The following is a 26433-nucleotide window of genomic DNA, read 5'->3' on the forward strand; positions in this document are numbered from 1 at the left end:
TCTTTGGCCGTATTCTTTCGGTCGAATGAGGCCGAGGACTTACCAGAGACCGAGCAGTTTCCACCATGCACCACCCACAAAGACGAACACTGGGATAACAATAAGTGAAAAGATGAAACCAATTTTTCAACAACTATGTAAGGAGCTTAGCCAGGCCCAAGCCCAGCGTTGGTAAGCTCCTTCTTCGGTGTCTTATTCCGTTTCCGTTTTCTATCATGAAATCTAGTGCAGAACTTCACTACTAAACCTGAAGTATTTACAGTCCTTCATTAACTCTTTAAATGCGTTTCTATCGAGTTTGATCAGGGTTTCATGATCTCCCGCTTCCAAGTAAACATAATCTAAGTCTGTTAGCCGTTCATCACACACGGTCATCATGTGGTAAGGACTGCCAATCGGTGGAATCGCACCATGTTCGCAATCGGTAAAGAGGTGATAAACCATTCTCTCTTTGACCAAGTGGAAGGTAGCGTTAAATTCATCGTTGAGTCGCGACAAACTGATCTTGTTGTTAGCGGGTAGCACCGCCATCATATGACGACCTTCGTGATCCTCAAGGATCACCGCTTTCGCTAAGTTCATGAGTGGAACACCTGCCGAAACTCCGCTTTGCAGTGAGCTGTGACTGTGACTATGGTTCACTGTTTGAAAGTGAATACTATGCGCAGTCAGGTATTCATCAAATCGGGTTGCAATTGTCATAAAGCCTCCAAACATATGGGACCCATAGAAAGTATATACCTAAATACCCGTATGGGTTCTTTTTCAGGATTTTCAGATTAATTGGAAATGTTTAGAAATACACCAGTAAACCTAAGCAAAGAGCAGAGCATGAACTACGCTGTTATGGGTAGGTATTTTTACTCATTGTAATGAGTAAAAATGAAATTTAGTGACTTCTTCACCAAAACTTCTATACCAAGAGAATAGGGAGTACTACATGAGCGACAAGAGTAGCGGATCGGTGGGTAAATGCCCAGTGATGCACGGTGGGCAAACATCCACAGATAAATCCGTGATGGATTGGTGGCCTAATGCTCTAAATCTGGACATCTTGCATCAACATGACGTTAAAACTAACCCCTTTGGACAGGGCTTTGATTACAAAGAAGAACTAAAGAAGCTAGATGTTGAGGCTCTGAAGAAAGACTTAAAAGCGTTAATGACACAAAGCCAAGACTGGTGGCCAGCGGATTGGGGCCACTACGGTGGTTTGATGATTCGAATGGCTTGGCATGCCGCGGGTAGTTATCGAATCGCAGATGGTCGAGGTGGTGGCTCAACCGGTAATCAACGTTTCGCACCTCTCAACTCTTGGCCTGATAACGCGAACCTCGATAAAGCACGTCGTTTGCTTTGGCCAATTAAGAGAAAGTATGGCAATAAACTCAGTTGGGCCGATCTGATTCTTCTCGCGGGTAATATGGCGTATGAGTCAATGGGCTTTAAAACCTTTGGTTTCGCTTTTGGGCGAGAGGACATCTGGCACCCAGAAAAAGACACTTATTGGGGATCTGAAAAAGAATGGCTTGCGCCAAGTGGCAGTGAAGGGACTCGTTACTCTGGTGAGCGAGATCTCGAAAACCCATTAGCCGCTGTCATGATGGGGCTTATTTACGTTAACCCTGAGGGTGTCGATGGTAATCCAGACCCGCTCAAAACAGCCGCTGATATGCGTGTCACCTTCGCTCGAATGGCAATGAACGATGAAGAAACCGTTGCATTGACCGCTGGTGGCCACACTGTCGGTAAATGTCATGGTAATGGTGATGCGGCAAATATTGGGCCGGAACCTGAAGCTGCGGAACTTGAAGAGCAAGGCCTAGGTTGGATGAACCACAAAACGCGCGGTATTGGGCGTGACGCTGTCACTAGTGGTTTGGAAGGAGCGTGGACCACTCATCCGACACAATGGGATAATGGATACTTCCATCTTTTGTTTAAATACGATTGGGAACAAAAAATGAGTCCGGCGGGAGCCATCAGTGGGAACCAATCAATATTGATGAACAAGACAAACCAGTTGACGTTGAAGACGATAGTAAACGATATAACCCCATCATGACCGATGCGGATATGGCATTAAAAATGGATCCTGAATATCGTAAGATTGCCGAGCGATTCAAAAATGATCAGGCCGCGTTTGAAGATGCGTTTGCTCGTGCCTGGTTCAAGCTGACACACCGTGATTTAGGACCAAAATCTTGTTACTTTGGCCCTGATGTTCCCAGTGAGGATTTGATTTGGCAAGACCCAACACCAGCCGGAAACACAGGTTATGATGTTGACTCAGTCAAAGCGAAAATAGAAGCGTCTGGCTTATCGATTGGTGACCTAGTTAGTACGGCTTGGGATAGTGCAAGAACTTACCGAGGCTCCGACCGACGCGGTGGCGCAAATGGTGCACGCATTCGTTTAGCGCCTCAAAAAGACTGGCAAGCAACGAGCCCGATAGATTAAGCCGAGTATTACCTGTGTTAGAGAAGATTTCTTCAGAGGCAGGATGCAGCGTGGCAGATGCGATTGTTCTCGCGGGTAACGTGGGCGTTGAGTTGGCTGCTCGCGCGGCAGGTCATAGTATCTCTGTACCATTTTCGCCAGGTCGTGGTGATGCGACCCAAGAGATGACCGACGTCGACTCTTTTGAAGTCCTCGAACCACTGGCTGACGGGTATAGAAACTGGTTGAAGAAAGATTATGTGGTTAAACCAGAAGAGTTGATGCTGGATCGTACACAGCTAATGGGGCTGACCGCGCCAGAAATGACGGTGTTAGTCGGTGGTATGCGCGTGCTGGGCACCAACTATGGCGGAAGTTCTGACGGTGTATTTACCGACCGCGTGGGTACGTTGTCGAATGACTTTTTCGTCAACCTCACCGACATGGCCTACAAATGGGTACCGACCGGTGCCAACCATTATGAAATCCGCGATCGTAAGACTGATACGGTGAAATGGACGGCAACGAGAATTGACCTTGTCTTTGGCTCTAACTCAATTCTACGTTCATACGCAGAAGTGTATGCGCAAGATGATAACCAAGAGAAGTTCATTCATGACTTTGTTGCAGCGTGGGTTAAAGTGATGAATGCGGACCGTTTTGACCTATAGGCTACGTTGATCAAAGTTTATATAGTCGGTAACGGATTTAAATACAAAGGCGGACGAGGTGTCTGCCTTTTTGATCCCAGTTGATTGACTCTATTACAGATAGATTGAATATTTAGCTCATTTGAACCATAATAAAAAGGTCAAATGAGCTATTAAGGCATCGTATGGGAAGTGCAGCATTAAAAAGTTTTAAACCAAAGCAGCCAAACAAGAACAGTTTTTGGTTTATGTTGGGCATTGAGAATGCCGATACTGGTCGTACGGATGCGGTTCACAAAGGTTTTGAGCCTCAGGTTTATCGCAACATCGTTGAGCGATTAAAGCTCTCTCAGAGTGAGTTTCAGCATGTTACCCTTATTCCGGTTAGTACAATTAAACGCCGCTTAAAAAACGATGAGCGTTTTAATACTCAAGAAAGTGACGCTATATACCGCCTAGCTATGCTGTTAAAGCTTGCCACAGAACTGTTTGACGATGAAGCGCGAGCGCAGCAATGGATGAGAGAGAACGTCTACGGCTTAGGCGGACAGAGGCCATTGGACATGGTGTCTACCACTGTCGATTTTGAAATAGTGAAAGATCTTATCGGGCGTCTGGAGCACGGAGTGTTCTCGTAGATGAAGCTCTACCGACTGACGCAAAAGAAGTTCGCCGAATCGCCTTTCAGCCCTATTGGTGCAAGGCTGTTTGGTGGACGGTGGAATTCAAAGGGTACAGAAGCTCTGTATTTTTCTGAATCGGAATCTTTGTGTGCACTAGAGGTTTTTGTTCACGTAAATAATGATCCCGCCATTACTAAGTTGTACGATTTGTATCGCATCGATATCCCTGAATACTTAGTGGCTACATTGGATGAAGACGATCTACCCGTCACTTGGCGTGCCATTCCGGTCAGTGAATCAACCCAATACATTGGCGACCAGTTTCTTAACGATCCCCATCCTGAGTTTGCTGCTTTGCAAGTGCCATCGACCATCTCGCCCCGAGATAAGAATTACGTCATAAACCCGAACCACCCGAAGATGAAAGACATTTTTAAGAAAGCCGAAAAGCTTGAGTTCGCATTTGATCCTCGCATTTTTAAATAACAAGTTTGTCGTCTAGTGGTTAAACATCAAAGAAATCCGCAGCAACGGCGATTAGACTGAGATATAAGTCAACCATAGTGCTACGTTCATGACTAAAAATGCTATCCAAGAAAAAATCGCTAGCTTTACTTGCATAGAAGATGCGTTAGCGTACTTCGAAATTGAATTCGATAGCAAGTTTATAGACACCAATCGAAATGAGCTAGTTAAACGCTTTAACGGCTACTTAATCCTTTCCAAACCCGCTGACTGGTTTTCAGCCCGTCGCGCCCTAAAAAACGCGTACTGCAAAGTTCAACGCAGTTTGCTAGATAAAACAACTCGTTCTGCTTGTCGGGGATGCACCTCATGTCAGCGGCGTTAGGTAAAAAATCAGTCTTACTGTATCGCTTTTACTGTAGAGTAGAGATGTATTTTTAGAACTTACCCTGAAGGGTAAATCCATGAGTTTTAACGGTAGATGATTCTAAGTTCAAATCTAAGGAGCGGATATGAATAAGTTTGATGAGTTACTGCAAATTGCTACTCGGAAATCAGAGTTTGATATGACAAACACTTGGTTCAAAGGTGTTGATACCTACTTGGATGCGATAGGGAAAGAAGTCGAAGAAGTACGTGAAGAGATTACGGCAGAGCGGCTATGTTATCTCGAAGATGAGTTGGGTGATGTGCTCTGGAACTACCTCAATGTGTTAAAAGCGCTTGAAAGAGAAAAGGGGATTGATCTACACAGCGTTCTTGACAGAGCCTGCAATAAATACCAACAGCGCGTGTCTGCAATTGAGTCGGGAAACAGCTGGGAAGAAACCAAAAAGAAACAAAAACTGGCTCTAAAAGAAGAACATGACGCACGCAATGCGGGAGTGGTAAACTCCTGACATCCGGTGCTAAACTGCGCTTCTGTTTTATATAGTATTTAAAGGTAAAGTGATGAACCCGATTCTAGCAATGTTGAAAGAGAATAATATTAGCGATGAGCAAATCAACGAGCTGTTTCAAACGTTGACTCAAAACCCTCTAGCTGCGATGGCAACACTTAGCCAGCTAGGTTTACCGCAAGATCAACTGCAGGCATTGATGGGGCAAGTCATGCAAAACCCTGGTTTGATAAAAGAAGCGGTGGAAGAGCTTGGTTTAGATTTCTCTAAAGTCGTTGAAGCAAAAGAAAAGCTTCAGCAGTAAGTACCAATCAGCCGTTTAACCCGACCGATACAGCCACTAAATCTACAAATGATTGAGTGGCTTTTTGTTGGAGAACAAACCTCAATTTCACTTTTTAACATTCTGATTTTCACGCTTATTTATTTGTTTCAATACGATATCAGGCTATGCTGAATGGCATGAGTGTCATAATGTATGGGGACGTGAATGAGTAAAACGCAGCATCTTATCGAGGGGCCAATCAATAAAGCGCTGCTGTCTCTCGCCATTCCTATCGTATTTGGTCAATTATTACAGTCTGCTTATCAGCTAACCGATGCCTTTTGGGTCGGGCGCTTAGGCGCAGATGAAGTCGCTGCGGTTTCTGTCAGCATGCCCGTGACATTTTTGGTGATTGCATTAGGTGCAGGCCTAGCCATGGCTGGTGCGACATTAACTGCCCAGTATATGGGCGCAGGACAAATGGATAAGGTAAACCATGTCGCCGGGCAAACCATGCTGATGGTGTTTATTACTTCGGTGGTTCTTGGCGTTATCGGTTATCTGTTGTCACCCTATTTTTTAACGTTATTGGGGGTTGAAAAAGCGGTTTACACTAACGCGTTAAGTTTTATGCATATCTCGTTTATTAGTGTGATTTTTGTCTTTGTTTACAATATGTTTCAGGCACTAATGAGGGGGATTGGCCAGGTCAAAATTCCGCTATATATCGTACTCGGAACGGTGTTACTTAACTTTGTATTAGATCCTCTTTTTATCTTCGGTTTGGGGAGATTTGAAGGTCTTGGGGTATCTGGTGCTGCCCTGGCAACGTTGGTGACTCAGGCACTGGCTGCACTGGCGGGATTTTACATTCTTTCAAAAGGGCGTCACGGCATTCACCTTAAGTGGAAAGACTTATCGCCGGACTGGACATACATCAAGCGAGCGTTTTTCTTGGGAGCTCCCGGATCTGTTGAGTTGTCTGCTCGAGCTCTTGGGCTGATTACTATGTCATTTTTGGTGGCGAGCTTTGGCACGGTAACGATCGCTTCTTATGGTGTCGGCTCGAATATTTTGCAGCTCATTACCATTCCGGCGATGGGGCTGTCTATGGCGGTGTCTACTCTGGTAGGGCAAAACCTTGGGGCAAACCGCGTTGATCGTGCAGCAAAAATAACGGTGATTGGTTCTGTTTGGAGCTTCGTTATGTTAACGATGATCGGTATTTTTGCGTTTTTGATGGCCCCAAGTGTGATTCGATTCTTCATCCTGATAACCCTCAAGTGATTGAACAAGGTGCTCAGTTCTTAAGAGTAATGTGTTTATCTTGGGGCTTTATTGGTATTCAGCTTTCTATTATGTCTGCGTTTAGAGCATCTGGGAATATGACGAACAGTATGGTGTTGTCTTTGCTGACCCAATGGGTATTCCAGTTCCCTTTAGCGTACATATTATCGAAGCATACTTACTTAGCTGAGCAGGGAATTTGGTGGTCTTTTGCGATAACCAATGTCATGGTTGCGCTCGTCGCAATCGCTTGGTATGCCCGTGGAAGCTGGAAGAAAACACGGATAATCGAACAGGATGATGTTGAAACGCTGGTCACCTCAGAAGAGGCGCTTATCGAAGTGGGCGAGCGCAGGGCGTGATTTTCTATGGCTATACTTTTTGGTTAAAAGTTGAACATTTGAGCATTAATCTGGCATAAATTACTTTGATTTAAATCAAATTGTTATACTATAACAATTATCATTTATGCTGTTGTTCGTGCCGTGCATTACTTTCATCATCTCAAACTGAATAGATTGCTGCTTTTAGCGATGTTGCTTGTTCCCTTGGGGCTAAGCACCGTTTCGCTTGCGCACTCGATGGAGATGGATCAAAGTGTTCACGAACATCACAGTTGCGAAGTCTATGACGCCATTTGTCACGCTTTACACTCTCAGGTCGCGCCGAAACTCGACACCGACAAATCACAGTGCTATCAGTGCTTCGAACTACTACTCTCAACATTTGTCTCGACAGAGCTTCCTCGAACACGCTCTCCTCCTACGATCCTTTAACGTTTTCTCGTTTCAGAGAATCCTAATTTTACATTTATATACCTACAGTATCTCGATCTGATTGGTTCAGCTAAGGCCAGGTGAGTTTACTCGCCTGTACTCGGTTGATCTTAATTAGGGGGTATTGCATTCAAAAAATACGTTAGGGATTGTTATGACTGACATTTCTTATGCTTCTATCTCACGAAAGAAGAAGCTAGTTCGTGGCCTCATTTTGGCTACTATCGTTGCAGCTGGCGCTGCGATTACATTAAGTAAACAAGACACATCATCAGAACAGGTTGTGCCTAGCAAGGACAATACATTGTCTATTAGTGGTCCTTGGGAAATTTCTAGCTTGGACCCGTCTAAACAGGGTTATATTTTGACCCGAATGCAGGTTATTGAAACCCTACTCAATGTTGATGAAACCGGGACTATAACACCTGGATTGGCGAAAAAATGGCACAGCAGTGAAGACGGACTCACTTGGCATTTGACTTTGCGTGACAATGTCACATTTCATGATGGAAGTAAAATGAACGCAGAGTCAGTCGTTCGCAGCCTAGCCAACGCACAGCGTAAACATGGAACGCTGAATAAAGCAGATGTTCGCCGTATTTCTGCCGTGAATAGTAACGAGATAACAATCGAACTCGTTAAACCTTACGCTGCGTTTGCTTCTCTATTAACGAACTACTCGAATGCCATTTTATCTCCGGCGTCGTTTAAATCGAACGGAGCATTAGATGCATTATATGGTACAGGACCGTATCAAATGGCGAGTTTTGCTCCTCCACACAAACTAACGGTTCAGAAGTTTGAACATTACTGGGGTGAAAAAGCGAAGATTCATTTTGCTACCTATTTAACAGGACACCGAGCAGAAAGCCGAATCCTTCAAGCGAAGTCGGGCGAGGCCGATATTGTATTCACCTTGGAGCCCTCAATGTTAGCTCAGCTCCAAAGTCATGATGAGGTGACGGTCCATAGCAACTTAATTCCAAGAACTATGTTCATCAAAGTGAATGCTGGTCACCCATTTCTAAACGATATTAAAGCACGAAGAGCGCTGAGCATGGCTTTAGACCGTTCATCAATCGCCAAAAATGTCCTTGGCTCACCAGGAGCAGAAACGGCTCAGCTTATGCCTAGCTCTATGTCTCAATGGTTTATTGAAGGTGTTACTGCTGATAAGTTTAATGTAGAGCAAGCGCGCTCAATGCTTGCTGACTTAGGGTGGAAGCCTAGGACTAATGGTGTACTTGAACGCGATGGTGTGCCATTCAAACTAACGATGATCACTTACGCCGATCGTCCAGAGTTAACCATAGTTGCTACTGCAATACAGGCGCAATGGGCGAAGATCGGAGTGGATTTAAACGTTGATGTGACGAACTCAAGTATGATCCCCGCTGGTCATCAGGACGGTTCACTAGAACTGGCTTTGATCGCGCGCAACTTTGGTTTTAGTGCCGATCCACTTCCAATTATCAGCTCTGATTTTGCTAATGGTGGAGGTGATTGGGGCACTATGAATTGGGAGAATGAGACGGTGAACAAGGCGATAGCGAAGCTGCTTGATAATTCCGACGCGACACGTGCGCTCGAGCTCAGCCAGCAAGTCGCTGGGGCTATTTATCGGGAGATGCCTGTGATTCCTGTTTCCAGCTATAGCCAACATACTTCAGTAAATAAACGGGTAAAACACTTTAAGTTTGACCCGTTTGAACGTAATTACTTCATTAACCAGATGGAAATTAACTGATGTTGTGGCGAAACGTTAAACAGCGCCTATACCAGCTTATCTTAGTTGCTTGGGGGGTAGGTACGCTGACCTTCATCCTTATGAGAAGTTTACCTGGTGATATGGCGTATCGAATCGCTGCAAGTCGTTATGGTCAAGATAATGTTGATTCTGCGGCCGCTGCGTTGGTGCGTCAGGAGCTCAACCTTGATCAGGGATGGTTGAACAGCTATCTCAGTTGGCTTGTTGATCTACTGCAACTCAACTTGGGTAAGTCCATGGTGAGTGGACTACCTGTTAGCGAGATGGTAATGCATCAATTAGGTCACTCTCTGCTGTTGGCCGGGTGTGGTATCGCTTTGTCGGTTCTCATTGCGCTTCCACTCGGCACGTTATCTGCGAAAAAAGGCGGGAGCTTCAATGCACTGATGGTGTGGTGTTCCACTTTTACGCGAGCAATGCCGGTGTTTGTTCTTGGCCTAGTCTTGATCTTGATTTTTGCCATGGAATGGAAATGGTTTCCTGTTGCTGGCTTTGGCAGTTGGCAACACTTGGTTCTTCCTAGCCTTACATTGGCAATCAGTCTTGCTGCTGTCTCAAACCGCGTTGTACACATTAGCGTAAAAAACGTGTTGCGCTCTCCTTTCTATACATTTTCACGTGTTAAAGGACTGAGTGAAAAGCAGACATTCTTCCGTCATGGCTTACGAAACATGGCTGTGCCTATCGTTGCATTTATAGGGATTCAACTGGTCAGTGTCATTGAAGGCATCGTTATGATCGAGTCTCTATTTTCATGGCCAGGCGTGGGTCATGGGTTAGCGCACGCGATTTTTGCTCGTGATATTCCTGTTATTCAAGGCTGTGCACTGACGATGGGAGTTCTTTTTGTGCTGCTAAATAGCATTATTGATGTGCTTTGCTATTGGATTGACCCAAGAGGACAGCAAGAAAAATGATGAAACACTTAACATTAAATCAAAAGCTTGGATTGGCTATCCTATTCGGCTTGTTCTCTTTCTCTTTGTTTGTCACCTGGTTGTCTCCTTATACGATCGATGAGCAGGATCTATCCATTCGTTTGCTCGCTCCCAGTCACGCGCATTGGTTCGGAACCGATCATTTTGGACGAGATATGATGACGCGCCTAGCTAGCGCGATTTGTCTCTCCTTTTCCTTAAGTGTGCTTTGTGTCATCAGTGCATCTGTGTTGGGTGTCACGCTTGGAGTGTGCTCTGCATGGGCTGGTGGTCGGGTAGAGCAAGGATTAGAAGTCGTCGTTAATATTCTATTAGCGTTACCCGGCTTAGTACTCGTCCTGTTGCTGTCAGCAATTGCGCCAGGCTCTTTCTTTGTCATGTATTTAGCTATTTCCTTGGTTCAGTGGGTTGAGTATTACCGAGTGACTCGTGCCATTAGCCGCACGATCATCGACAGCCCTGAGCGACAAGTATCAATGATGATGGGATTTGGCAAGTGGTATCAGTTTAAACGCCATATTTGGCCAGCGATTTCGCCTTCTGTTTTTACGATGGCGGCTTTTGGTGGCGCAAATGCAATTTTGATGATGGCGTCACTCGGTTTTGTGTCGGTCGGAATTCAGCCTCCTTTAGCAGAACTCGGTTTGATGAGCGTTGAATTGTTCCCATTTTATGTTGACGCACCTTGGGTTTTGGTTCAGCCACTAATGGTCGTCGCGCTATTGGTTTTAGGCTTTCATTTATTAGCAGGAGCGAGCCGTGAGTCTCTTAATACAACTGACTGATCTCTCGATCAAAATAAAAGAAGTCGAGCTTCTCGAGCCACTATCGTTGACGCTCTATCAAGATCAACCTGTCACGATCCTAGGTCAGACAGGATCAGGAAAAAGCCTGCTTGCACAAGCAATCGTCGGTTTATTGCCAAGTGAGTTGACACAGAAAGGACAAATTGAAGTATTTGGCAACACCCATGACCGACGATCATTAACCAATTTGTGGGGCAAAGAGCTTGTTATGCTACCTCAAGAGCCTTGGCGTGCACTCGATCCCTTGATGCCTGCCTATCAACAAGTGGCTGAGGTGTATGAGTGTGTTCATGGTTTGAATAATGAGGTAGCTTTCAATCGAGCCATTAGTGAACTGGATAAAATTGGTCTAAAACATAGTGCGTCTAAACGACCAGGGCAATTGTCAGGAGGGATGGCGCAGCGTCTGGCGGTAGTTTCTGCAACCGCTGGCGGTGCTAAGCTGATACTGGCGGATGAGCAACAAAAGGGTTGGATGTAAGTCGTCGTGATGACATCATTCAGCTGCTCATCCAATGTTCGCAAGGCGGTGGTTTGCTGACTATCACACATGATATCGAAGTCGCACGACAAATTGGCGGTGACATCATTGTTATGAAAGAGGGGAGTGTTGTTGAAAAAGGCTCGGCAGAACAGGTGCTAAATAATCCAGAGCACGAATACACACAGGCTTTAATTAATGCAGATCCGAAACGTTGGCAGGCAAGAGAAAAGGTTTTATCTCTGCAACAACCTGTACTCGAAGTGCGTGACTTAGCGATTGGGAGAAATGGCCACACACTATCGAAAGGGATAAACTTTGCCGTTCACAAAGGAGAAGTGATCGGTGTCGTTGGAGACAGCGGCTGTGGAAAAAGTACATTAGGAGATACGTTACTTGGTTTATTGACGCCACTTGATGGAAAAGTGACGAAGACGGCTTCTAATACAAAGCCTTACCAATGGTTGAAGTTATTTCAGGATCCACCAGCCGCATTTTCCTCAAGTGTTACACTCGGTGTTTTGCTCGAAGATTTAATACAACTGCATCTGTTGGACAGAAATCGAATCGCCCCTCTGATGGCAAAGTTAAAACTCTCACCAGAGTTATTAAATAGAAGAAGTACAGAGGTGTCTGGTGGCGAGCTACAGAGATTTGCTATTCTGAGAGCACTGTTATTGGACCCAATATTTTTATTTGCGGATGAACCTACATCCAGACTTGATCCGATCATTGCGAAAGAGGTGACGGAGTTACTGGTCAACCTAGCAAAAGAGCAGGGATGTGCGCTACTTATTGTCAGTCATGATCCTGATTTAATACACAAGACTTGCGATAATGTGGTTAAGTTAAATTAAGCTGCAGTAAGCTATAAAAAGTAGCAAGCAATAAAAAACGCCTTTGTTGCGGAAGTAACAAAGGCGTCAATTGTAAATGTTATTCTCGTTAGTCAATAAAGACGATACCTAATCAAGATTCATTGGTTCGTTAGCGAGCTTTCGCTTATGGCCCATCATTGTTCCATGCAGCGGACTACGTGTTTATCAAGATCGTAGTAACACAAAAAATTGTCGACAAGTATACGTTCATACATTCGGTCTTTGTATACGTCGATACCAAGAAATGACTTTTGAATCTTGGTGACAATAGGTGACGTTGATGCTTCAAAAACTACCGGCCTGTTTACATCTTCCACTTCTTCAATTTTATTTGTTCGAGCTATCAATAAACCATCTTTATTATAAATGTCGCCATCTAAAGTAAACGTGCTGTATTGCGTATCTTTTTCTACATCAATAATTTTCACAATTGAGGTGTATTTTTGCTCTTCTGATAGAAAATCAGCACTTGTCGTGAGCTTAATCGTGTCCTGATCTTGTGAAAGAATAAATTCGGTTCTCTTGTAATAACCATCAAAGTGAATGTCTTCATTTAAATTTGTTGCAACAAGCAAAATAATTAGGACGACAAACACGAGAAGGTTAATAGGTCTTAAATAACTCATATTTTACAGCCCTTAGTTTTTAAATTGGCAACAATTGCTTCTAGGTCGTTACCGGAGTAAGAAAAAAGCTCTTTATCTTGTAAACAGTCAACAACAACTCCATTGGAAACGGTATTAACAAACACAACGCTTTTATTATCGTGAATGGCTTTCTCGATGATGATTTGTAGCGTACTGGTGTTAACTGCCACCTTATCGTTATCCGACTCTGTACTAATTAACGATGAAAACGCCTGGTTATCTTTGGTGTAAATTGCAACGTGATGGTCACTGTCGATGACATCAACGACAGCCGGCTTAGGGGGCGTTCTTCCGCCAAAAATAAGCAACATAAGAAGTGCGATGTTAACAATAAGAAGAGGGTAGCCCAAACCTAATAGTGCGATTCGTTTCACACTGCCAAATTGAAACTTTTTTTCTATTGCTGCACTTTGCGCGTCTGTCTGTTTACTCGCCGTATTTTGTTCTGACTCACTGATGGATACACTTTGTGGGACGCTGTCTTTAGCGTCAACCGCAATGCCAGTTTCGGTCAATTGGACTTTGTCCGTTAATACGGTGTAGCCTTTATTTTTTTCGTTGGTGATAACGTCTAGATTTGTGTGGGACTTGAAGATTTTTCTGACATTGGCAATCGCAACGGGTACTGAATTTTTTGAAACGAGCTTATTCGGCCAGCCAATGGTCGCAAGTTCTTCTTTCGTATAGAACTTGCCTTTATTAGCTAATAAATTACTCAATATCGCAGATTCGGAGTAAGAACACTTGTACTTTACTTCATCAACAATGATGAAGTAGCTTCCACCGTCCTCACTGACGCTTACATAAATGCAGTTATCACTCATTTTAATGCTGTCTCTTCTATTTTTATCATGGATTCATGGGCATAAATCAATTAAATCATACTATAAATTTCATAAATTATCCTAGCTTATGATTGTTACCGTAACGTCAAATTCGCGTCGCAAATGATCTACGACAGGTTAACCGATTAAAATTGACTTGATTGATGGTTTTTTAATCGGGCCAGATGGGGTGGAGAAGATTATTATCGTTTTATCAGGTGGTTAAGAGGTTCTTTGTGCGTAAGACATAGTTGGAAATCTTACATGTACACCTGCTCTCAATGTCGTTTTGGTCAGATTCTTAGATAATTTACCCGCTTATTTTATGTAGATAATTAACAAGGCGTGGTTGCTCTGATGTCCCGTTATCGTTATTAAATTTTATAAATGTACATTGTTATGGATGAGAACTAGCTTTAACGTTCGATAAAAAGCGCAAAATTGTGTGTAAGCGTAAGCTCAGGCTTAAGCGACTATCATTGACGCGCAATTTATTCTCGTTGATAAATGAGGAATTAAATGAAAAAGCTACTCGTTTTACTTGCACTTGCAGGCCTAGTTGCCCCAGCTTTGGCCAGCACGGGCTTTTACAAGTTTGAGAGCGTGGGCGGTCGTTTTCGGATCTGTCACTATAATGTAATGGCCTCCGACTATGCTGTTACTGTAAAAGTGAGTGAGCAATGCCCGCTGACTATTGACGTCGCGCTGTAGCATAGCGACGATAATGAAGGCTCTACCCGGCATCGTAGCAACCACAATTTTGGGCGTTATTGCGCCAGCTTCCGCAGCCAATGATTCCGTCATGCTGACAAAAGAGATAGTGGTTGAACGGGGCACCCTGTGTGTCTACAGTGATTTTGACAGAGACTACACGATAACAATTGAAGATTACGAATACTGTCCGTTGACGTTGCATGTAGACCAACGGCAGAACAAAAAAACACAAGAAATGACGTTATCACACTCAGTTTTAGGTGAATTGTTTTCGCAGTGAATCTTGGTTTTAATCTGTTTTTTTCTAAATTAATTGCACACTGTTTTAATGTAACCTTTTGTTTTGGTTCATTTTTTATATTATTAATTTTAATTAATCCACTTTGTGCATGGTGATGGGTAGACTTGTAGTCAATCAAATAACAACGTCTCGGCAAACACCGAACTAAAAGTAGCGTTTACGATAAGATATGCAATTACAATACTAGGTCTTACGTAACAAATGAGCTACACTTTACAAACACTTATGGGCTTTTTGTTTATGAGTGTGAGATCTTACTGATGACGCTTAAGCCACAAAAAGGTGGTGTTACCAGTGGGGCAACGAACAAGAGGTAGTGCTTTAGCATCATGTTGACTAAGTGCTGCACTCAACATTATTGATAAATAACAATGGAAAATATTGCTATGAAAAAATTCATTCTCGCGGCGGCAGTGGCTGGTGTTTTAGCTGGTTGTAACTCTGATGATGTAGAAAAGGCACTTCTAACAAGTTTAGATGCAGGTGAAACTGACACTGCAGCAGCTGAAGTTGCGAATGCAACTTCAGTGATTGTGAATGACGTTTTAGATCAATGTGGATTTTTGGAAGCTAACGCTAACTTTGATGATTGTGATATAGCTGGTCAAACCTACACGCCTGGTGTTAATGCTATCGACTTTAGTGATGATCAGACAGTTGAAGGTGAAGAAATCGATAACTTTTCTGAGCTAGAACTTAAAGTAACTTATGATCAAGCTGACCAAGTAATCACACTTAATACTAAAGTTTCTGGTGCGTACTGGCAATTTGATAACAACTTGCAAACCACTTATACCAATGATGGTGATTCGCTAAAGCATGAACTAAAAATTGACGTTGCTGACTTTGCGAATACCAAAGAAGCAAAAGTTACTTTTGATGCACAAAACATCATGGATATCAACGACGTTGAAACATTCCGTTCATCAGCAGAAAATATAGTGTACTCTCAGGCTGAAAGTGGCTTTAAAGGTGGTAGTCTTATTGTAATTACTGATAAGAATGGCGACGAAGACCGCTTTGTCCAATAAGAGCAAGTCGTTTTAAAAGTGACTTTCGCTCAGTGAAGTCACTTTTTCAGGGTAGGTGATATACCTACCCTGATCAATTTACCTTTAAACTTTATCAACCTTCACGGAACAATAAATATTGGAGTAATACGCACCTCCACTTAGGGATGTCTACTTTTTATTCGCTGGATTTTATTTGCTATTTTCCTGACGATGTTTAATCAAGTTTAACCTAAACGAGAGCGCATATTTATGAAATATTTAAAAATTTCGATATTAATTATTTTTGCGGCCATTCAATTACCACTTATTTCCTCCGCTTACGCCAATAGCTTTAATGAGACAGAAGAATTCCCTCAATATGATGGTTCCACTCATTACAATAACACTCAGCAAAGTACTAATGAGACCTTGCAAGAGTTTTATATTGCCAGTCAACAAGCGATGCGAAAAGGGCTTAAAAGTTTTCACAACTATGCACTAGATATTACCGCTCATTACGTTGCGGAACACGGCACTAAACATCTATTCCAATCGGAATTGAATGTGCTTCATAAGGAACGCCCTTATTTACTGCATGCCAGTGAATTAGCTCACACTGCAAATTTAGTGAAAGTTGCTGATTCGAACGAAATTACCGAAGCGGATTACGAAAGTGCCTTATATTCATGCCACGACATGTGGGTTCGTAGCGATAAATATAAACGCAGCTACATCGAATACGTGAATTCACAGCTGTAATCTGAATCAGTAATTTAAATCTTTAACCTGAGTCTTTAGTGAAGAGAGAGGGGAGTAACAATGATGCAAATTCAAGAAATCCTTGAGATCGATGAGCTTGGCAGCTCAATACTCAGCTATCAATTTAATGGTAATGAACTTTGTCGCTTAATCTGGATTAATATGGCTCAAAGTGTTGGCGCATTTGCCTTACAGACAGAAGGCTGCCTGTCATCTCGCCGCTTCTTTGATTTATCCAAAGCCCGCCACGCTGCGTATGAATGTTCTTGGCAACTACTGGTCAAACTGGGTATTTAGCATTGTAGATTTGATAATTCTGTTATGGGGCAGATTTAACGTTCGTCATCGTTAGCCTTGTTTTTAACCTCGTTGTTAACAAACTCTAGTTTCTCCCTAATGGAGGGAGTTATTATCTGGTCTCACTTTGTAAGCGTACCCTTTTGTTGATCGCGCGTACTTCGTTTAATGTTCTATTACGGTTTAATGTTCTATTACGATCTGTTTCGCGCATGATAGACTGCATGTACTATGCAGCGGATATTTGTGAGCGAATGAGCGATGATGCAATACAGAGTGAAAGCTATATTTAGAACGTTTTTTGTCTCGGTCGTTGTCTTGATCGTCAATGGTTGTGCCAGTTTGAACAGCTGTGTGGGTTATTGCATATCCGAACAGGACATGGATCAATATTTAGAGTCTAAGGCAGTGATCAAGCAATCCGTTGGGGTTGAGAATGTTATGTCCGCCCAAGTTTCAGTCGATGATCTTGACGTAAAGATTGGTCGTGCTGACGCTGAACGGCTTTCGATATTTGCACACACCAAAGCCAAGGTACAAATGCTAATGGCACCAAGCATGACGTTTGGATTATCCATTGAATTTAGTGCGATTCCTAAATATTCCCCAAAAACGGGCGAGATCTTCTTGCAATTTGTTCGATTAGAGCAATTTGAGGACGAAAATCACCTTCTACCACCAGAAGTCTTCAATTTACTTCAACCTGCCGCTTCAATGATTGGCTATGCGTTGTCTAATCAACCTGTCTATCAGCTTGATAGCAAAACAGTCCAAGCGATTCTTCAGGAGTCAACCAACCCAAGCCTTGTTATCAAAAACAACCACTTGGTGATCGAAGTATCCAATTAATCAATTCGCGTGAGCGCACGCCACAAACCACATGAAAAGCTGTCGAAGTCACGATATCCTAACAGGTACAAACTAACCTGTGTTCAGGTATCAAAAATTCCATGTTAATGGTAGAAAGTGAATTCGAATGAAGTTTATCCATACCTCAGATTGGCATCTTGGCCGACAATTTCATAATGTCTCCTTGATTGAAGATCAACAAGCCGTCCTAGAACAGCTTATTCAGTACATCGAGAGCCATCCTGTAGACGCCGTCGTCGTGGCGGGAGATATCTACGACCGCTCTGTACCGCCGACGATCGCGATCGAGTTACTTAATCGTGTGGTTAAGCGAATCTGTACGGAACTAAACACACCGATGATTCTGATTTCTGGCAACCATGATGGTGCCGAGCGATTGGGTTTCGGCTCTGAGCAAATGAAGCGCGCTGGTCTGCATATCATCAGTAATTTTGAAGATATGTTAAACCCTGTCGTGATTGAAACGCCTCAATCCGGCCAAGTTGCTTTCTATGGTATGCCATATAATGATCCCGAGTTAGTCCGTTATGCTTACAAAGAGCCCGTTTCCACACACGACGAAGCGCATAAGCTCCTAGCTGAAAAAATCACCGAGCAGTTCAACCCCGAGCAAAAAAATATTCTAATCAGCCATTGCTTCGTTGATGGCGCTATCGCATCCGATTCAGAGCGTCCACTTTCCATTGGCGGCTCAGACCGCGTAAGCCATGAGCACTTTTTAAACTTCGATTATGTTGCATTAGGTCATTTACACCAACCACAGAAAAAGGGTGAAGATTACATCCGATATTCTGGTTCCTTGATGAAATACAGCTTTGGCGAGCAAAATCAAAAGAAAGGCTTCACGTTGGTGGAAATCGGGCAAGAAGGGTTTATTCAATCAGAACATGTAGAACTCAGGGCTCCGCACGAAATGCGCATTATTGAAGGCGAACTCGAACAGATCATTGAACAAGGCAAAACAGATCCAAAGAATGAAGATTACTTGCTTGTCCGTTTAATGGATAAACACGCCATATTGAACCCGATGGAAAAGCTTCGCTCCGTTTATCCCAACGTGCTGCATTTGGAAAAACCAGGAATGTTAATTGGAGTTGAGCAAGAGTTAGCTCAAGCAAAACTGGCGCGCAGTGAGATTGACATGTTTAAAGATTTCTTTGTTGAGGCGCAAGATAGCCAATTATCAAAAGAACAAGAGCATGCTATTAGCGACATCATCAAGCAACTTTCACAGCAGTAGGGACCGGTATGAAACCGATTAAACTGACAATGCAGGCCTTTGGTCCGTTTGCGAACACTGAGACCATTGATTTTGACAAGCTTGGGCGTAATCCTCTGTTTTTGATTAATGGTCCTACCGGCTCGGGAAAAACATCCATTTTAGATGCAATTTGTTTTGCTCTGTATGGCGAGACCACGAGTAACGAGCGGCAGGGCATACAAATGCGATGTGACTTAGCGGCTGAAGATTTACCAACGGAAGTCACTTTGGAATTTGCCTTACATGGCAAAGTGTATCGAGTGACACGCTCTCCAGAACAAGAAACCCCCAAAGCACGCGGAGAAGGAATGACGGTGCGTAAGCACAGCGCTTCACTTTATGAATTGGGCCAAGAAGATAAACTCATCACCAGTAAAACCACGCAAGTTAAAACCGAAGTAGCGAACATTATTGGTCTCAATGAAACTCAGTTTCGCCAAGTGATGGTGTTGCCGCAGGGTAAATTTAGAGAGTTATTGCTCGCCAGTTCCAAAGAGCGAGAAGAAATCTTTGGTCAGCTATTCCAAACCGACATTTATAAAAAGATTGAGTTTGCTCTCAAGGACAAAGCCAGCGCCATCAGTAAAGCCAAGAACGAATTCGATAACCAGATTCGAGGCGCATTGCAAGTTGCAGGAGTGGCATCAGAAAACGAGTTAACCGCGCAGCGAGAAGCACTAGCTACGCAGTTACATCAAGCGCAGGAACAAGAGCAAAGCTCATTGGCGCAATTGAATGCGGCGAAAAACGACATTCAAAAAGCAGAAGCGTTAAATAATGAGTTTAACAAGCGTGAACAAGCGAGCATTGCACTCAATCAGCATTTAAAACAAAAAGAAGCGATTTCTGTTCGTCAACAGCAATTAGAAAATGCCAAAATGGCGAGCCGAATTGAGCTTCCATACGCCGCATTACAAAATGCGATCAAACAAGTTCTGGATTTAGATAAAAAGGTCGCCGCACTCACTGAGGATCTAAACACGTCCAAAGCGGCGTTAGAAACGAAAGACGCGGCACTTAAAAATGCAAAAGAGCAGGCTGGACAAGTCCCTAAGCTGACAGAGCAGCAATACCGACTTGAAAGCATGAAAAGTAAGTTGGTTGAAAAGGTTGACCTGGATAAAGCGATCTCTGCTGGGTTGCAACAACACAGCGAATACAAAGAAACGCTCAAAAAATACGTTGCACTGAAAGAAAAGCTTACGCAAGACGCTCAGGAAGGGCAAAAAGCGTTAGATCAAGCGCGAGTAGATGTGGCGAGTGTCGGGAGTGTTGACGCGGAGATCAAACAACAGCAGCGTTTGATGCAAGATCTACAAAAACGAAACAGTTTGAACAAAGAGCTTGCCAAGTTAGATGAGCAAACCTCAGCGAAACAAGCGTTGGTGAGTCAAGCAAAATCAAAGTATGAACAATTACAGCGCGATGCTGATGCTATAGAGCTTAGGTGGCACAATGCGCAGGCTGCAGTACTTGCGTTACGTCTACAAACGGGGGAAATGTGTCCTGTGTGTGGTAGCACAGAACACCCAAATCCGGCTCAATTTGTGGATGAGGAAGTGACGAAAGAGCAGGTTCAGCACGCTCGTCATCAGGAGCGTGAAGCTCAAGTCGCGCTTAATAAGCTAACAAATCAATTTGACCAACATAACCATTCAATTATCCAGTACAAACAACAAATTAAACAAGTGTTAGATGAGCTCGGAGAAAACGCGAACGTGAAAATTGATTCGCTTCAAGCGTCCATCGCAAAGCTCAACGAACGCTTACAACAACTCAACTCAATTAACTTAGCTCAGCTTGAGCAAAACGTGAATGAGTTAAATCAGCGTTGTGTGGTTGGGGAAGGTAAGATCAATGACCTCCAAAATCAGATCGCTGCCAACGAATCAACCCAAAAATCACATCAAGAACAGCGCACAAAATTGCTTGCTTCTCTGGATGACAAATACACTTCATTGGATAAGCTTGAACACGATATCGCCCAGATAGATAAGCAAATTGCGGACTTGAATAAGGGATTAGAGAGCGCCCAAGCTCAATCACAACAAGCGGTTGTAGATAAGTCGAATGCGGAAAGCAAGCTGACGTCCCACCAACAATGGTTGTTAGATGCCAATCAAACTCTGAGCAAGGCGCAGTCTGACTGGGAAACTGCATTGCAAGCAAGTGCGTTTGCTGATGAAGAACAGTTCCTTAACAGTAAGGCGACTGAGCAGGACGTTCAGATTTGGCAGCAAGACGTGGACGTCTTTAAGCAAACCCAAATCAAGTTAGAGCAAACCCTAGCAGACTTGAACAACGCATTGAAAGAGGTCAAAAAGCCAGACTTACAAGTGCTTAACGTTAAATTAAACACCTCTCAGCAAGCATACTTAGAAGCAAGGAACCAACTGGACTCTGTTCGATCACTGTTTGAATGTTTGGAGAAAGTCCATGCGGACATCGGAAAGTTACATGAGCAAAATACCAAGTTGGAGCAAGAGTATCGAGTCTTCGGCACGCTCTATGATGTTGCCAGTGGTAAAACGGGTAGCCGTGTGAGCTTGCACCGTTTTGTGCTTGGTGTGTTGTTAGACGATGTGTTGATTCAAGCTTCACAACGATTAAGCTTGATGAGTAAAGGGCGCTATGTTCTTGTTCGTAAGACCGATGGTTTTAAAGGTGCTGCTGGTCGTGGACTCGATTTAATGGTTGAAGATGGCTACACCGGAAAAATGCGTGATGTCGCGACTTTATCAGGCGGGGAGTCATTTATGGCGGCCTTGGCACTAGCACTCGGCCTTTCGGATGTTGTGCAATCCTATAGTGGCGGCATTCGATTGGATACCTTATTTATTGACGAGGGCTTTGGCAGCTTAGATCCGGAATCTTTGGATCTTGCGATTCAAACACTGGTGGACTTGCAGCAAACAGGGCGAATGATCGGTGTGATTTCCCATGTGTCGGAACTTAAGGAGCAGATGGCTGTGCGCATCGACGTCGAGCCTTCAAGAGTTGGGTCAAAGGTGTCCGTGAAATCCCAAGAAGTGCGAATAGAATAAGTTAACTGTGTAATGCGAAAAGAAGAGAGTTGTAGATCGTAAGCATCGGAAAAGCCGCTGAATTTGAAGTGACTCCATAAAGTTGGACATTTCTGTTCAGCGGCTCTTTGTTTTTACTCATTCGGAACGAAACTAACTGGCGACTATATATTTTGTCCGTTACTCTCAATTACGTTTTTGTACCAATCAAAGCTCTTCTTCTTAGAGCGTGAGAAGTCACCACTATTGTCGTCATGACGGTCGACATAGATAAAACCGTAACGCTTTTTGTATTCACCGGTTGTGAACGAAACGCAGTCGATACAGCCCCAAGGCGTATAACCAAGTACTTCGACACCATCTTGCGCTATCGCTTTCTCCACTTCTTTAATGTGCTGTGCTAAGTATTCTATACGGTAGTCATCATTGATTGAGCCATCGCTTTCAACATCGTCGGCTGCACCAAAACCATTTTCGACGATAAATATTGGCAGCTCATAACGTTCGTACAACTCAGAAAGTGCGTAGCGCAATCCGACAGGGTCTATCTGCCAGCCCCATTCAGATGCCTTGAGGTTAGGATTTAGACGGCTGTTACCAAATATGTTGAGTTCTTTCGTTTCTGGTGGCACTGCGTCGACAATATTGGTCATGTAATAACTGATGGCGAGATAGTCGGCACAGCCTTGTTTTAGAATGTCGTCATCGCCCGGAAGCATGTCTACGTGAATATTCTTTCTTTCCCATTCACGTAAGATATAACGTGGGTAGTGGCCTCTCACTTGTACATCACTAAAGAAGTACTTTTCTCTCATGGAAATCTGCGCCTGGATCATGTCTTCTGGCTTACATGTTGCTGGGTAAAGAGGCATCATGTGAATCATACTACCAATTTGAAAGTCAGGATTGATGTCATGGCCTGCTTTCACGGCTAACGCGCTGGCAACAAACTGATGGTGGGCGACTTGATACAGAGTTTGTTCTGGATTTTCATGTTCGCGGTAAATCACACCGGAATTGCAGTATCCAAATAAGTCGTGTGTCCAGTTACGTTGGTTATTGATTTCGTTGAAGGTAATCCAGTATTTTACTTTCTCTTTATAACGTTCAAATACAACTTTACTGAACGTGACAAAGAAATCGACCACTTGACGATTTGCCCAACCACCATATTGCGTCACCAGATGATTTGGCATTTCGAAGTGAGACAGAGTTATCACGGGCTCGATGTTGTACTTCAACAATTCATCAAATAGATCGTCGTAAAACTTCAGACCAGCTTCATTCGGTTGTGCTTCATCGCCTTTTGGAAATATACGAGTCCATGCGATCGAGGTTCTGAAACATTTGAAACCCATCTCGGCAAATAGAGCAATGTCTTGTTTGTAATGATGGTAAAAATCAACGGCTTCATGATTAGGGTACATAACGTTGTCTTGCACGCCGTCGGTAATAATACGATCGACGCCATGTGCGCCTTTAGACAAAACATCAACAATGCTTGGTCCTTTGCCGCCAGCATTCCAGCCACCTTCTACTTGGTGTGCTGCGACAGCACCTCCCCATAAGAAGCCTTTTGGAAATCCTGATTCACTCATAACTGATTCACCCTTTTAATTATAAAACGCACGTCAAGCGATTGCGTAGTGGTTCATAGATAACTCTGTTTAATTTATAATGAGATAAATTAGCTGAACAAACGAAAATTTGTTGCTTATAGATTAGCTGAATTAATGTATAGGAGAGTTATGGATAATAAACAGTCGTTGATTGCTAATCTGTATACGTTTAGTGTTGTCGCGAAATCGCTCAGCTTTACTCAGGCGTCAGAAGAGCTGTTTTTGACGCAAGGGGCGGTAAGCCAGCGGATTAAAAAGCTTGAAGCGGAGCTGGGGTTCAGCTTATTTGTGCGTCTTACTCGCAGACTAGAGTTAACCGAAGAGGGGCGTCGTATTCTGATGACGCTAACGAACTCTTTCGATAATGTCTTTTCCGAAATAGAGGATATACGTTTCAATGAGCTCACCGGAGAGCTTTATATGGGGATTGCACCAACCTTCGCTCATTTATGGTTGATGCCCCGTCTCGCCGATTTTCAAAAGCGATATCCAACTCTGAACGTAAAAGTTCGCGTGAAAGCAAGTAAGCTAGACTTCCAGACTGAGCCTGTCGACCTAGCTATTTACTACGGTGACGATGTTCATCCAGACTTTTATCATCAGCGGTTGTTCGATGAGGTATTGCTGCCGGTCTGCAGCAAAGAATATGCCGAACAGTTGGGGTTCTATAAAAGTGATCAGCAATTGAAAGACGCCTGTTTTATCCACTGTACTGAGTCGCTGGAGTTTTTGTCTCCACAAGCTGAGTGGCAACAATGGTTACAGCAGACCAATCGGGATATGGATATCCTGGGGCATCATTATGTTTTTAATCATGGAGCGCTAGCGATCTCGGCAGCGATAAATTCCATGGGCATGTTGATGGGAAGGTATCATCTCGTCAAACCGCACTTAGAAAGTGGCGAGTTGGTCGCACCTTTTGAATCCATTAATTCGGGGCTAGGCTATGATCTAATCTGTCCAAAAGGACAAGAACAACGGCCGCGTTTTCAAGCCTTTCTGTCTTGGATGAATCAGCAAATCGAAGATTGCGCATGACATAGTTATTGTACAAGAATCAAAGCTTACCGTAAGAGGATTCTGACGCAAAATGGGTGCCTCTTCGAGTAATCATCGCTACATGTCATGTTGAAATATGCGCACAGCTCGACACACTCATTAAACCAGTCATAACCACTGTATTGCAGTTAGTTTCCTATACAAAAATTTATCGACGTAAATTATTATACATTTTTATTGCATAAAACCTTTCAGTGGGTAAAATTACCGCCTAGTGACAATTAATGCGGTATTGCAGCATGAGTATTCAGGTAAGCGGAGTTAATAAATCCTACGGTGACACAAAGGTTCTTCACGATGTCAGTTTTAACTGTGAAAATGGTGAAACACTGGTATTGCTGGGCCCGAGTGGAGCAGGGAAGAGTTCTCTTCTGCGTGTCCTAAACCTTCTAGAAGGTGCCGATAACGGTAAGTTAAACATCACAGGTGACGCTTTTGACTTCTCGAATGAAATTAAAGAGAAACAAGGGTTAGCGTTGCGTCGTAAGGTTGGAATGGTATTCCAGCAGTATAATTTGTGGCCACATATGACTGTGATGGAAAACTTAATCGAAGCACCAGTAAAAGTGGCCGGACTGGATAAAGGTGAAGCAAGACAGCAAGCTATGCAAATTTTGTCAACGTTGCATCTATCAGATAAAGCAGATGCGTGGCCTATGCAGCTTTCTGGTGGTCAGCAACAACGTGTTGCGATTGCACGCGCGTTAATGATGAAACCTGAAGTGCTTCTGTTCGATGAACCCACAGCAGCCCTTGATCCTGAAATTACCAATCAAGTAGTTAAAATCATTAAAGATTTAAGTGAAACTGGTATTACACAAGTTGTGGTCACTCACGAAGTTGAATTTGCTAAGAAGATAGCAAGCCATGTCTTGTACCTTGAAAAAGGTCACATCGTTGAACATGGTACGCACGACGCATTTATTCATCCTCAAACGAATCAATTTGCGGATTACTTAAAACATTAAGTTTTCAGTAAATCAATAATAGAAACAATCAATCACAGATGACCGGCTGTCATTGCGAGTGTCAGCCCAAGACATACACATGGAGTTTTGCAATGAAAAAGATTCTACTAGCTTCGCTAATCGGTCTTGTATCAGCGAATGCAGCAGCACAAGACGAAATTAAATTCGCAATGGAAGCCACTTACGCGCCATTTGAATACATGGACGAGAATAACCAAATTCAAGGGTTTGATGTGGATTTGGCCAATGCGCTTTGTAAAGAAATGGAAGCGAAGTGTAGTTTTCATAACCAAGCATTCGATAGCTTGATTCCAGCATTAAAATTCAAGCGCTATGATGCGGCTATTTCGGCAATGGACATCACCGATGCTCGTTTGGAACAAGTGAGCTTCACTCATCCTTACTATGAAAACTCTGCTGCGTTTGTCTCTGTGAAAGGCAAAGTCGCAGATAAGACTGAGTTGCAAGGTAAGCGAGTAGGTGTACAAAATGGCTCGACACACCAAAGCTACTTGATTGATCAGCTACCAGGTGTCACTGCTGTGCCTTATTCAAGCTACCAAGATGCATTTATCGACATGAAGAATGGTCGTATCGACTCAGTATTTGGTGACACTGCGGTGGTTGCTGAGTGGTTTAAGAAAGAAGATGGCTTAACTTACGTTGGCGATCATGTTACCAACCTAAATACTTTGGTAATGGGTTTGGTATTGCCGTCAACAAAGACAACCAAGAGCTTGTGAACAAACTGAATGCAGCCCTGAAAGCAGTTAAAGAAAACGGCAATTACGACGTTATCTTTAATAAGTACTTCGGTAAGTAAT

General features: G+C 43.4%; 26 protein-coding genes and 2 pseudogenes. 24 read left to right on the forward strand and 4 right to left on the reverse strand.

Annotated features, from left to right (window positions below):
• Positions 1–222: 222 nt before the first annotated feature.
• Entirely contained in the window at positions 223–702 is a 480-nt protein-coding gene (locus SU60_RS04985) for an aminoacyl-tRNA deacylase (RefSeq protein ID WP_041154594.1), read from the reverse strand.
• Positions 703–940: 238 nt separating this feature from the next.
• On the opposite strand from SU60_RS04985, the pseudogene katG reads away from it, so the two are divergent.
• From katG to SU60_RS22735, 13 genes and pseudogenes are all read left to right on the forward strand, one after another.
• Positions 941–3110: pseudogene (gene katG / locus SU60_RS04990) on the forward strand (catalase/peroxidase HPI).
• Between the two features lie 164 nt (positions 3111–3274).
• On the forward strand, positions 3275–3727 hold the full coding sequence (gene parS / locus SU60_RS04995) for a type II RES/Xre toxin-antitoxin system antitoxin (protein ID WP_041154595.1): 453 nt from the start codon (positions 3275–3277) through the stop codon (positions 3725–3727).
• Positions 3728–4198, forward strand: a complete 471-nt coding sequence (locus SU60_RS05000) for an RES family NAD+ phosphorylase (protein WP_041154596.1) — start codon at positions 3728–3730, stop codon at positions 4196–4198.
• A gap of 88 nt (positions 4199–4286) precedes the next feature.
• Complete coding sequence (locus tag SU60_RS05005) at positions 4287–4562, forward strand: nitrogenase-stabilizing/protective protein NifW (protein WP_041154597.1); 276 nt, start codon at positions 4287–4289, stop codon at positions 4560–4562.
• Between the two features lie 127 nt (positions 4563–4689).
• Positions 4690–5076 (forward strand): MazG nucleotide pyrophosphohydrolase domain-containing protein, encoded by a 387-nt coding sequence (locus tag SU60_RS05010; RefSeq protein ID WP_041154598.1) that lies wholly within the window; start codon positions 4690–4692, stop codon positions 5074–5076.
• Positions 5077–5128: 52 nt separating this feature from the next.
• Positions 5129–5380 carry a DUF2999 family protein gene (locus tag SU60_RS05015; RefSeq protein WP_041154599.1) on the forward strand — a complete coding sequence of 84 codons (252 nt, stop codon included), beginning with the start codon at positions 5129–5131 and terminating at the stop codon, positions 5378–5380.
• 186 nt (positions 5381–5566) lie between these two features.
• Positions 5567–6628 carry an MATE family efflux transporter gene (locus SU60_RS05020; RefSeq protein WP_209419668.1) on the forward strand — a complete coding sequence of 354 codons (1062 nt, stop codon included), beginning with the start codon at positions 5567–5569 and terminating at the stop codon, positions 6626–6628.
• A 29-nt stretch (positions 6629–6657) separates the two neighbouring features.
• Positions 6658–6990, forward strand: coding sequence for a hypothetical protein (locus SU60_RS22570; protein ID WP_280806696.1), 333 nt, complete (start codon positions 6658–6660; stop codon positions 6988–6990).
• Positions 6991–7558: 568 nt separating this feature from the next.
• Entirely contained in the window at positions 7559–9151 is a 1593-nt protein-coding gene (locus tag SU60_RS05025; RefSeq protein WP_041154600.1) for an ABC transporter substrate-binding protein, read from the forward strand.
• On the forward strand, positions 9151–10089 hold the full coding sequence (locus SU60_RS05030; protein WP_041154601.1) for an ABC transporter permease: 939 nt from the start codon (positions 9151–9153) through the stop codon (positions 10087–10089). The genes SU60_RS05025 and SU60_RS05030 overlap by 1 nt, the downstream gene beginning before the upstream one ends.
• Positions 10086–10895 carry an ABC transporter permease gene (locus tag SU60_RS05035; protein ID WP_041154602.1) on the forward strand — a complete coding sequence of 270 codons (810 nt, stop codon included), beginning with the start codon at positions 10086–10088 and terminating at the stop codon, positions 10893–10895. The genes SU60_RS05030 and SU60_RS05035 overlap by 4 nt, the downstream gene beginning before the upstream one ends.
• The gene (locus SU60_RS22730; RefSeq protein ID WP_342418105.1) at positions 10870–11397 is read left to right on the forward strand and encodes an ATP-binding cassette domain-containing protein; all 528 of its coding nucleotides are present in this window, start codon (positions 10870–10872) and stop codon (positions 11395–11397) included. The genes SU60_RS05035 and SU60_RS22730 overlap by 26 nt, the downstream gene beginning before the upstream one ends.
• Positions 11388–12254: an ATP-binding cassette domain-containing protein gene (locus SU60_RS22735; protein WP_342418106.1), complete on the forward strand. Its 867-nt coding sequence runs from the start codon at positions 11388–11390 to the stop codon at positions 12252–12254. Before SU60_RS22730 ends, SU60_RS22735 begins: the two co-directional genes overlap by 10 nt.
• Positions 12255–12409: 155 nt before the next feature.
• Here the strand turns inward: SU60_RS22735 and SU60_RS05045 are convergent, their stop codons facing one another.
• Together SU60_RS05045 and SU60_RS05050 are read right to left on the reverse strand one after the other, a co-directional pair.
• On the reverse strand, positions 12410–12901 hold the full coding sequence (locus SU60_RS05045) for a hypothetical protein (RefSeq protein ID WP_041154603.1): 492 nt from the start codon (positions 12899–12901) through the stop codon (positions 12410–12412).
• Positions 12898–13746 (reverse strand): winged helix-turn-helix domain-containing protein, encoded by an 849-nt coding sequence (locus SU60_RS05050; RefSeq protein WP_041154604.1) that lies wholly within the window; start codon positions 13744–13746, stop codon positions 12898–12900. Before SU60_RS05050 ends, SU60_RS05045 begins: the two co-directional genes overlap by 4 nt.
• A gap of 519 nt (positions 13747–14265) precedes the next feature.
• On the opposite strand from SU60_RS05050, the gene SU60_RS05055 reads away from it, so the two are divergent.
• The 8 genes from SU60_RS05055 (at position 14266) to SU60_RS05090 (ending at position 21984) form a co-directional block, all read left to right on the forward strand.
• A complete protein-coding gene (locus SU60_RS05055) occupies positions 14266–14457 on the forward strand; it encodes a hypothetical protein (protein ID WP_041154605.1) in 192 nt (63 codons plus the stop codon).
• Positions 14458–14470: 13 nt separating this feature from the next.
• Positions 14471–14740, forward strand: coding sequence for a hypothetical protein (locus tag SU60_RS05060; protein ID WP_041154606.1), 270 nt, complete (start codon positions 14471–14473; stop codon positions 14738–14740).
• Between the two features lie 407 nt (positions 14741–15147).
• The gene (locus SU60_RS05065; RefSeq protein ID WP_041154607.1) at positions 15148–15792 is read left to right on the forward strand and encodes a hypothetical protein; all 645 of its coding nucleotides are present in this window, start codon (positions 15148–15150) and stop codon (positions 15790–15792) included.
• A 231-nt stretch (positions 15793–16023) separates the two neighbouring features.
• A complete protein-coding gene (locus SU60_RS05070; RefSeq protein ID WP_041154608.1) occupies positions 16024–16512 on the forward strand; it encodes a hypothetical protein in 489 nt (162 codons plus the stop codon).
• 60 nt (positions 16513–16572) lie between these two features.
• Complete coding sequence (locus SU60_RS05075; RefSeq protein ID WP_041154609.1) at positions 16573–16809, forward strand: hypothetical protein; 237 nt, start codon at positions 16573–16575, stop codon at positions 16807–16809.
• Between the two features lie 264 nt (positions 16810–17073).
• A complete protein-coding gene (locus tag SU60_RS05080) occupies positions 17074–17658 on the forward strand; it encodes a DUF1439 domain-containing protein (protein ID WP_052481488.1) in 585 nt (194 codons plus the stop codon).
• 127 nt (positions 17659–17785) lie between these two features.
• A complete protein-coding gene (locus SU60_RS05085) occupies positions 17786–18919 on the forward strand; it encodes an exonuclease SbcCD subunit D (protein WP_041154610.1) in 1134 nt (377 codons plus the stop codon).
• An 8-nt stretch (positions 18920–18927) separates the two neighbouring features.
• Positions 18928–21984 carry an AAA family ATPase gene (locus tag SU60_RS05090; protein WP_041154611.1) on the forward strand — a complete coding sequence of 1019 codons (3057 nt, stop codon included), beginning with the start codon at positions 18928–18930 and terminating at the stop codon, positions 21982–21984.
• A gap of 143 nt (positions 21985–22127) precedes the next feature.
• Here SU60_RS05090 and SU60_RS05095 read toward each other — a convergent pair whose 3' ends face one another.
• Positions 22128–23561, reverse strand: a complete 1434-nt coding sequence (locus tag SU60_RS05095) for a 6-phospho-beta-glucosidase (RefSeq protein ID WP_041154612.1) — start codon at positions 23559–23561, stop codon at positions 22128–22130.
• Between the two features lie 150 nt (positions 23562–23711).
• Between SU60_RS05095 and SU60_RS05100 the strand changes: the two genes are divergently transcribed.
• The 3 genes and pseudogenes from SU60_RS05100 to SU60_RS05110 all read left to right on the forward strand — a co-directional run bounded on the left by SU60_RS05100 (position 23712) and on the right by SU60_RS05110 (position 26432).
• The gene (locus SU60_RS05100; protein WP_041154613.1) at positions 23712–24620 is read left to right on the forward strand and encodes a LysR substrate-binding domain-containing protein; all 909 of its coding nucleotides are present in this window, start codon (positions 23712–23714) and stop codon (positions 24618–24620) included.
• A 260-nt stretch (positions 24621–24880) separates the two neighbouring features.
• Positions 24881–25609, forward strand: coding sequence for an arginine ABC transporter ATP-binding protein ArtP (gene artP / locus SU60_RS05105; protein ID WP_128814613.1), 729 nt, complete (start codon positions 24881–24883; stop codon positions 25607–25609).
• Positions 25610–25701: 92 nt separating this feature from the next.
• Positions 25702–26432 (forward strand): annotated as a pseudogene (locus tag SU60_RS05110) (arginine ABC transporter substrate-binding protein).
• Position 26433: the final 1 nt, after the last annotated feature.

This window comes from Vibrio mytili, from assembly GCF_000830505.1.
GTDB lineage: Bacteria > Pseudomonadota > Gammaproteobacteria > Enterobacterales > Vibrionaceae > Vibrio > Vibrio mytili.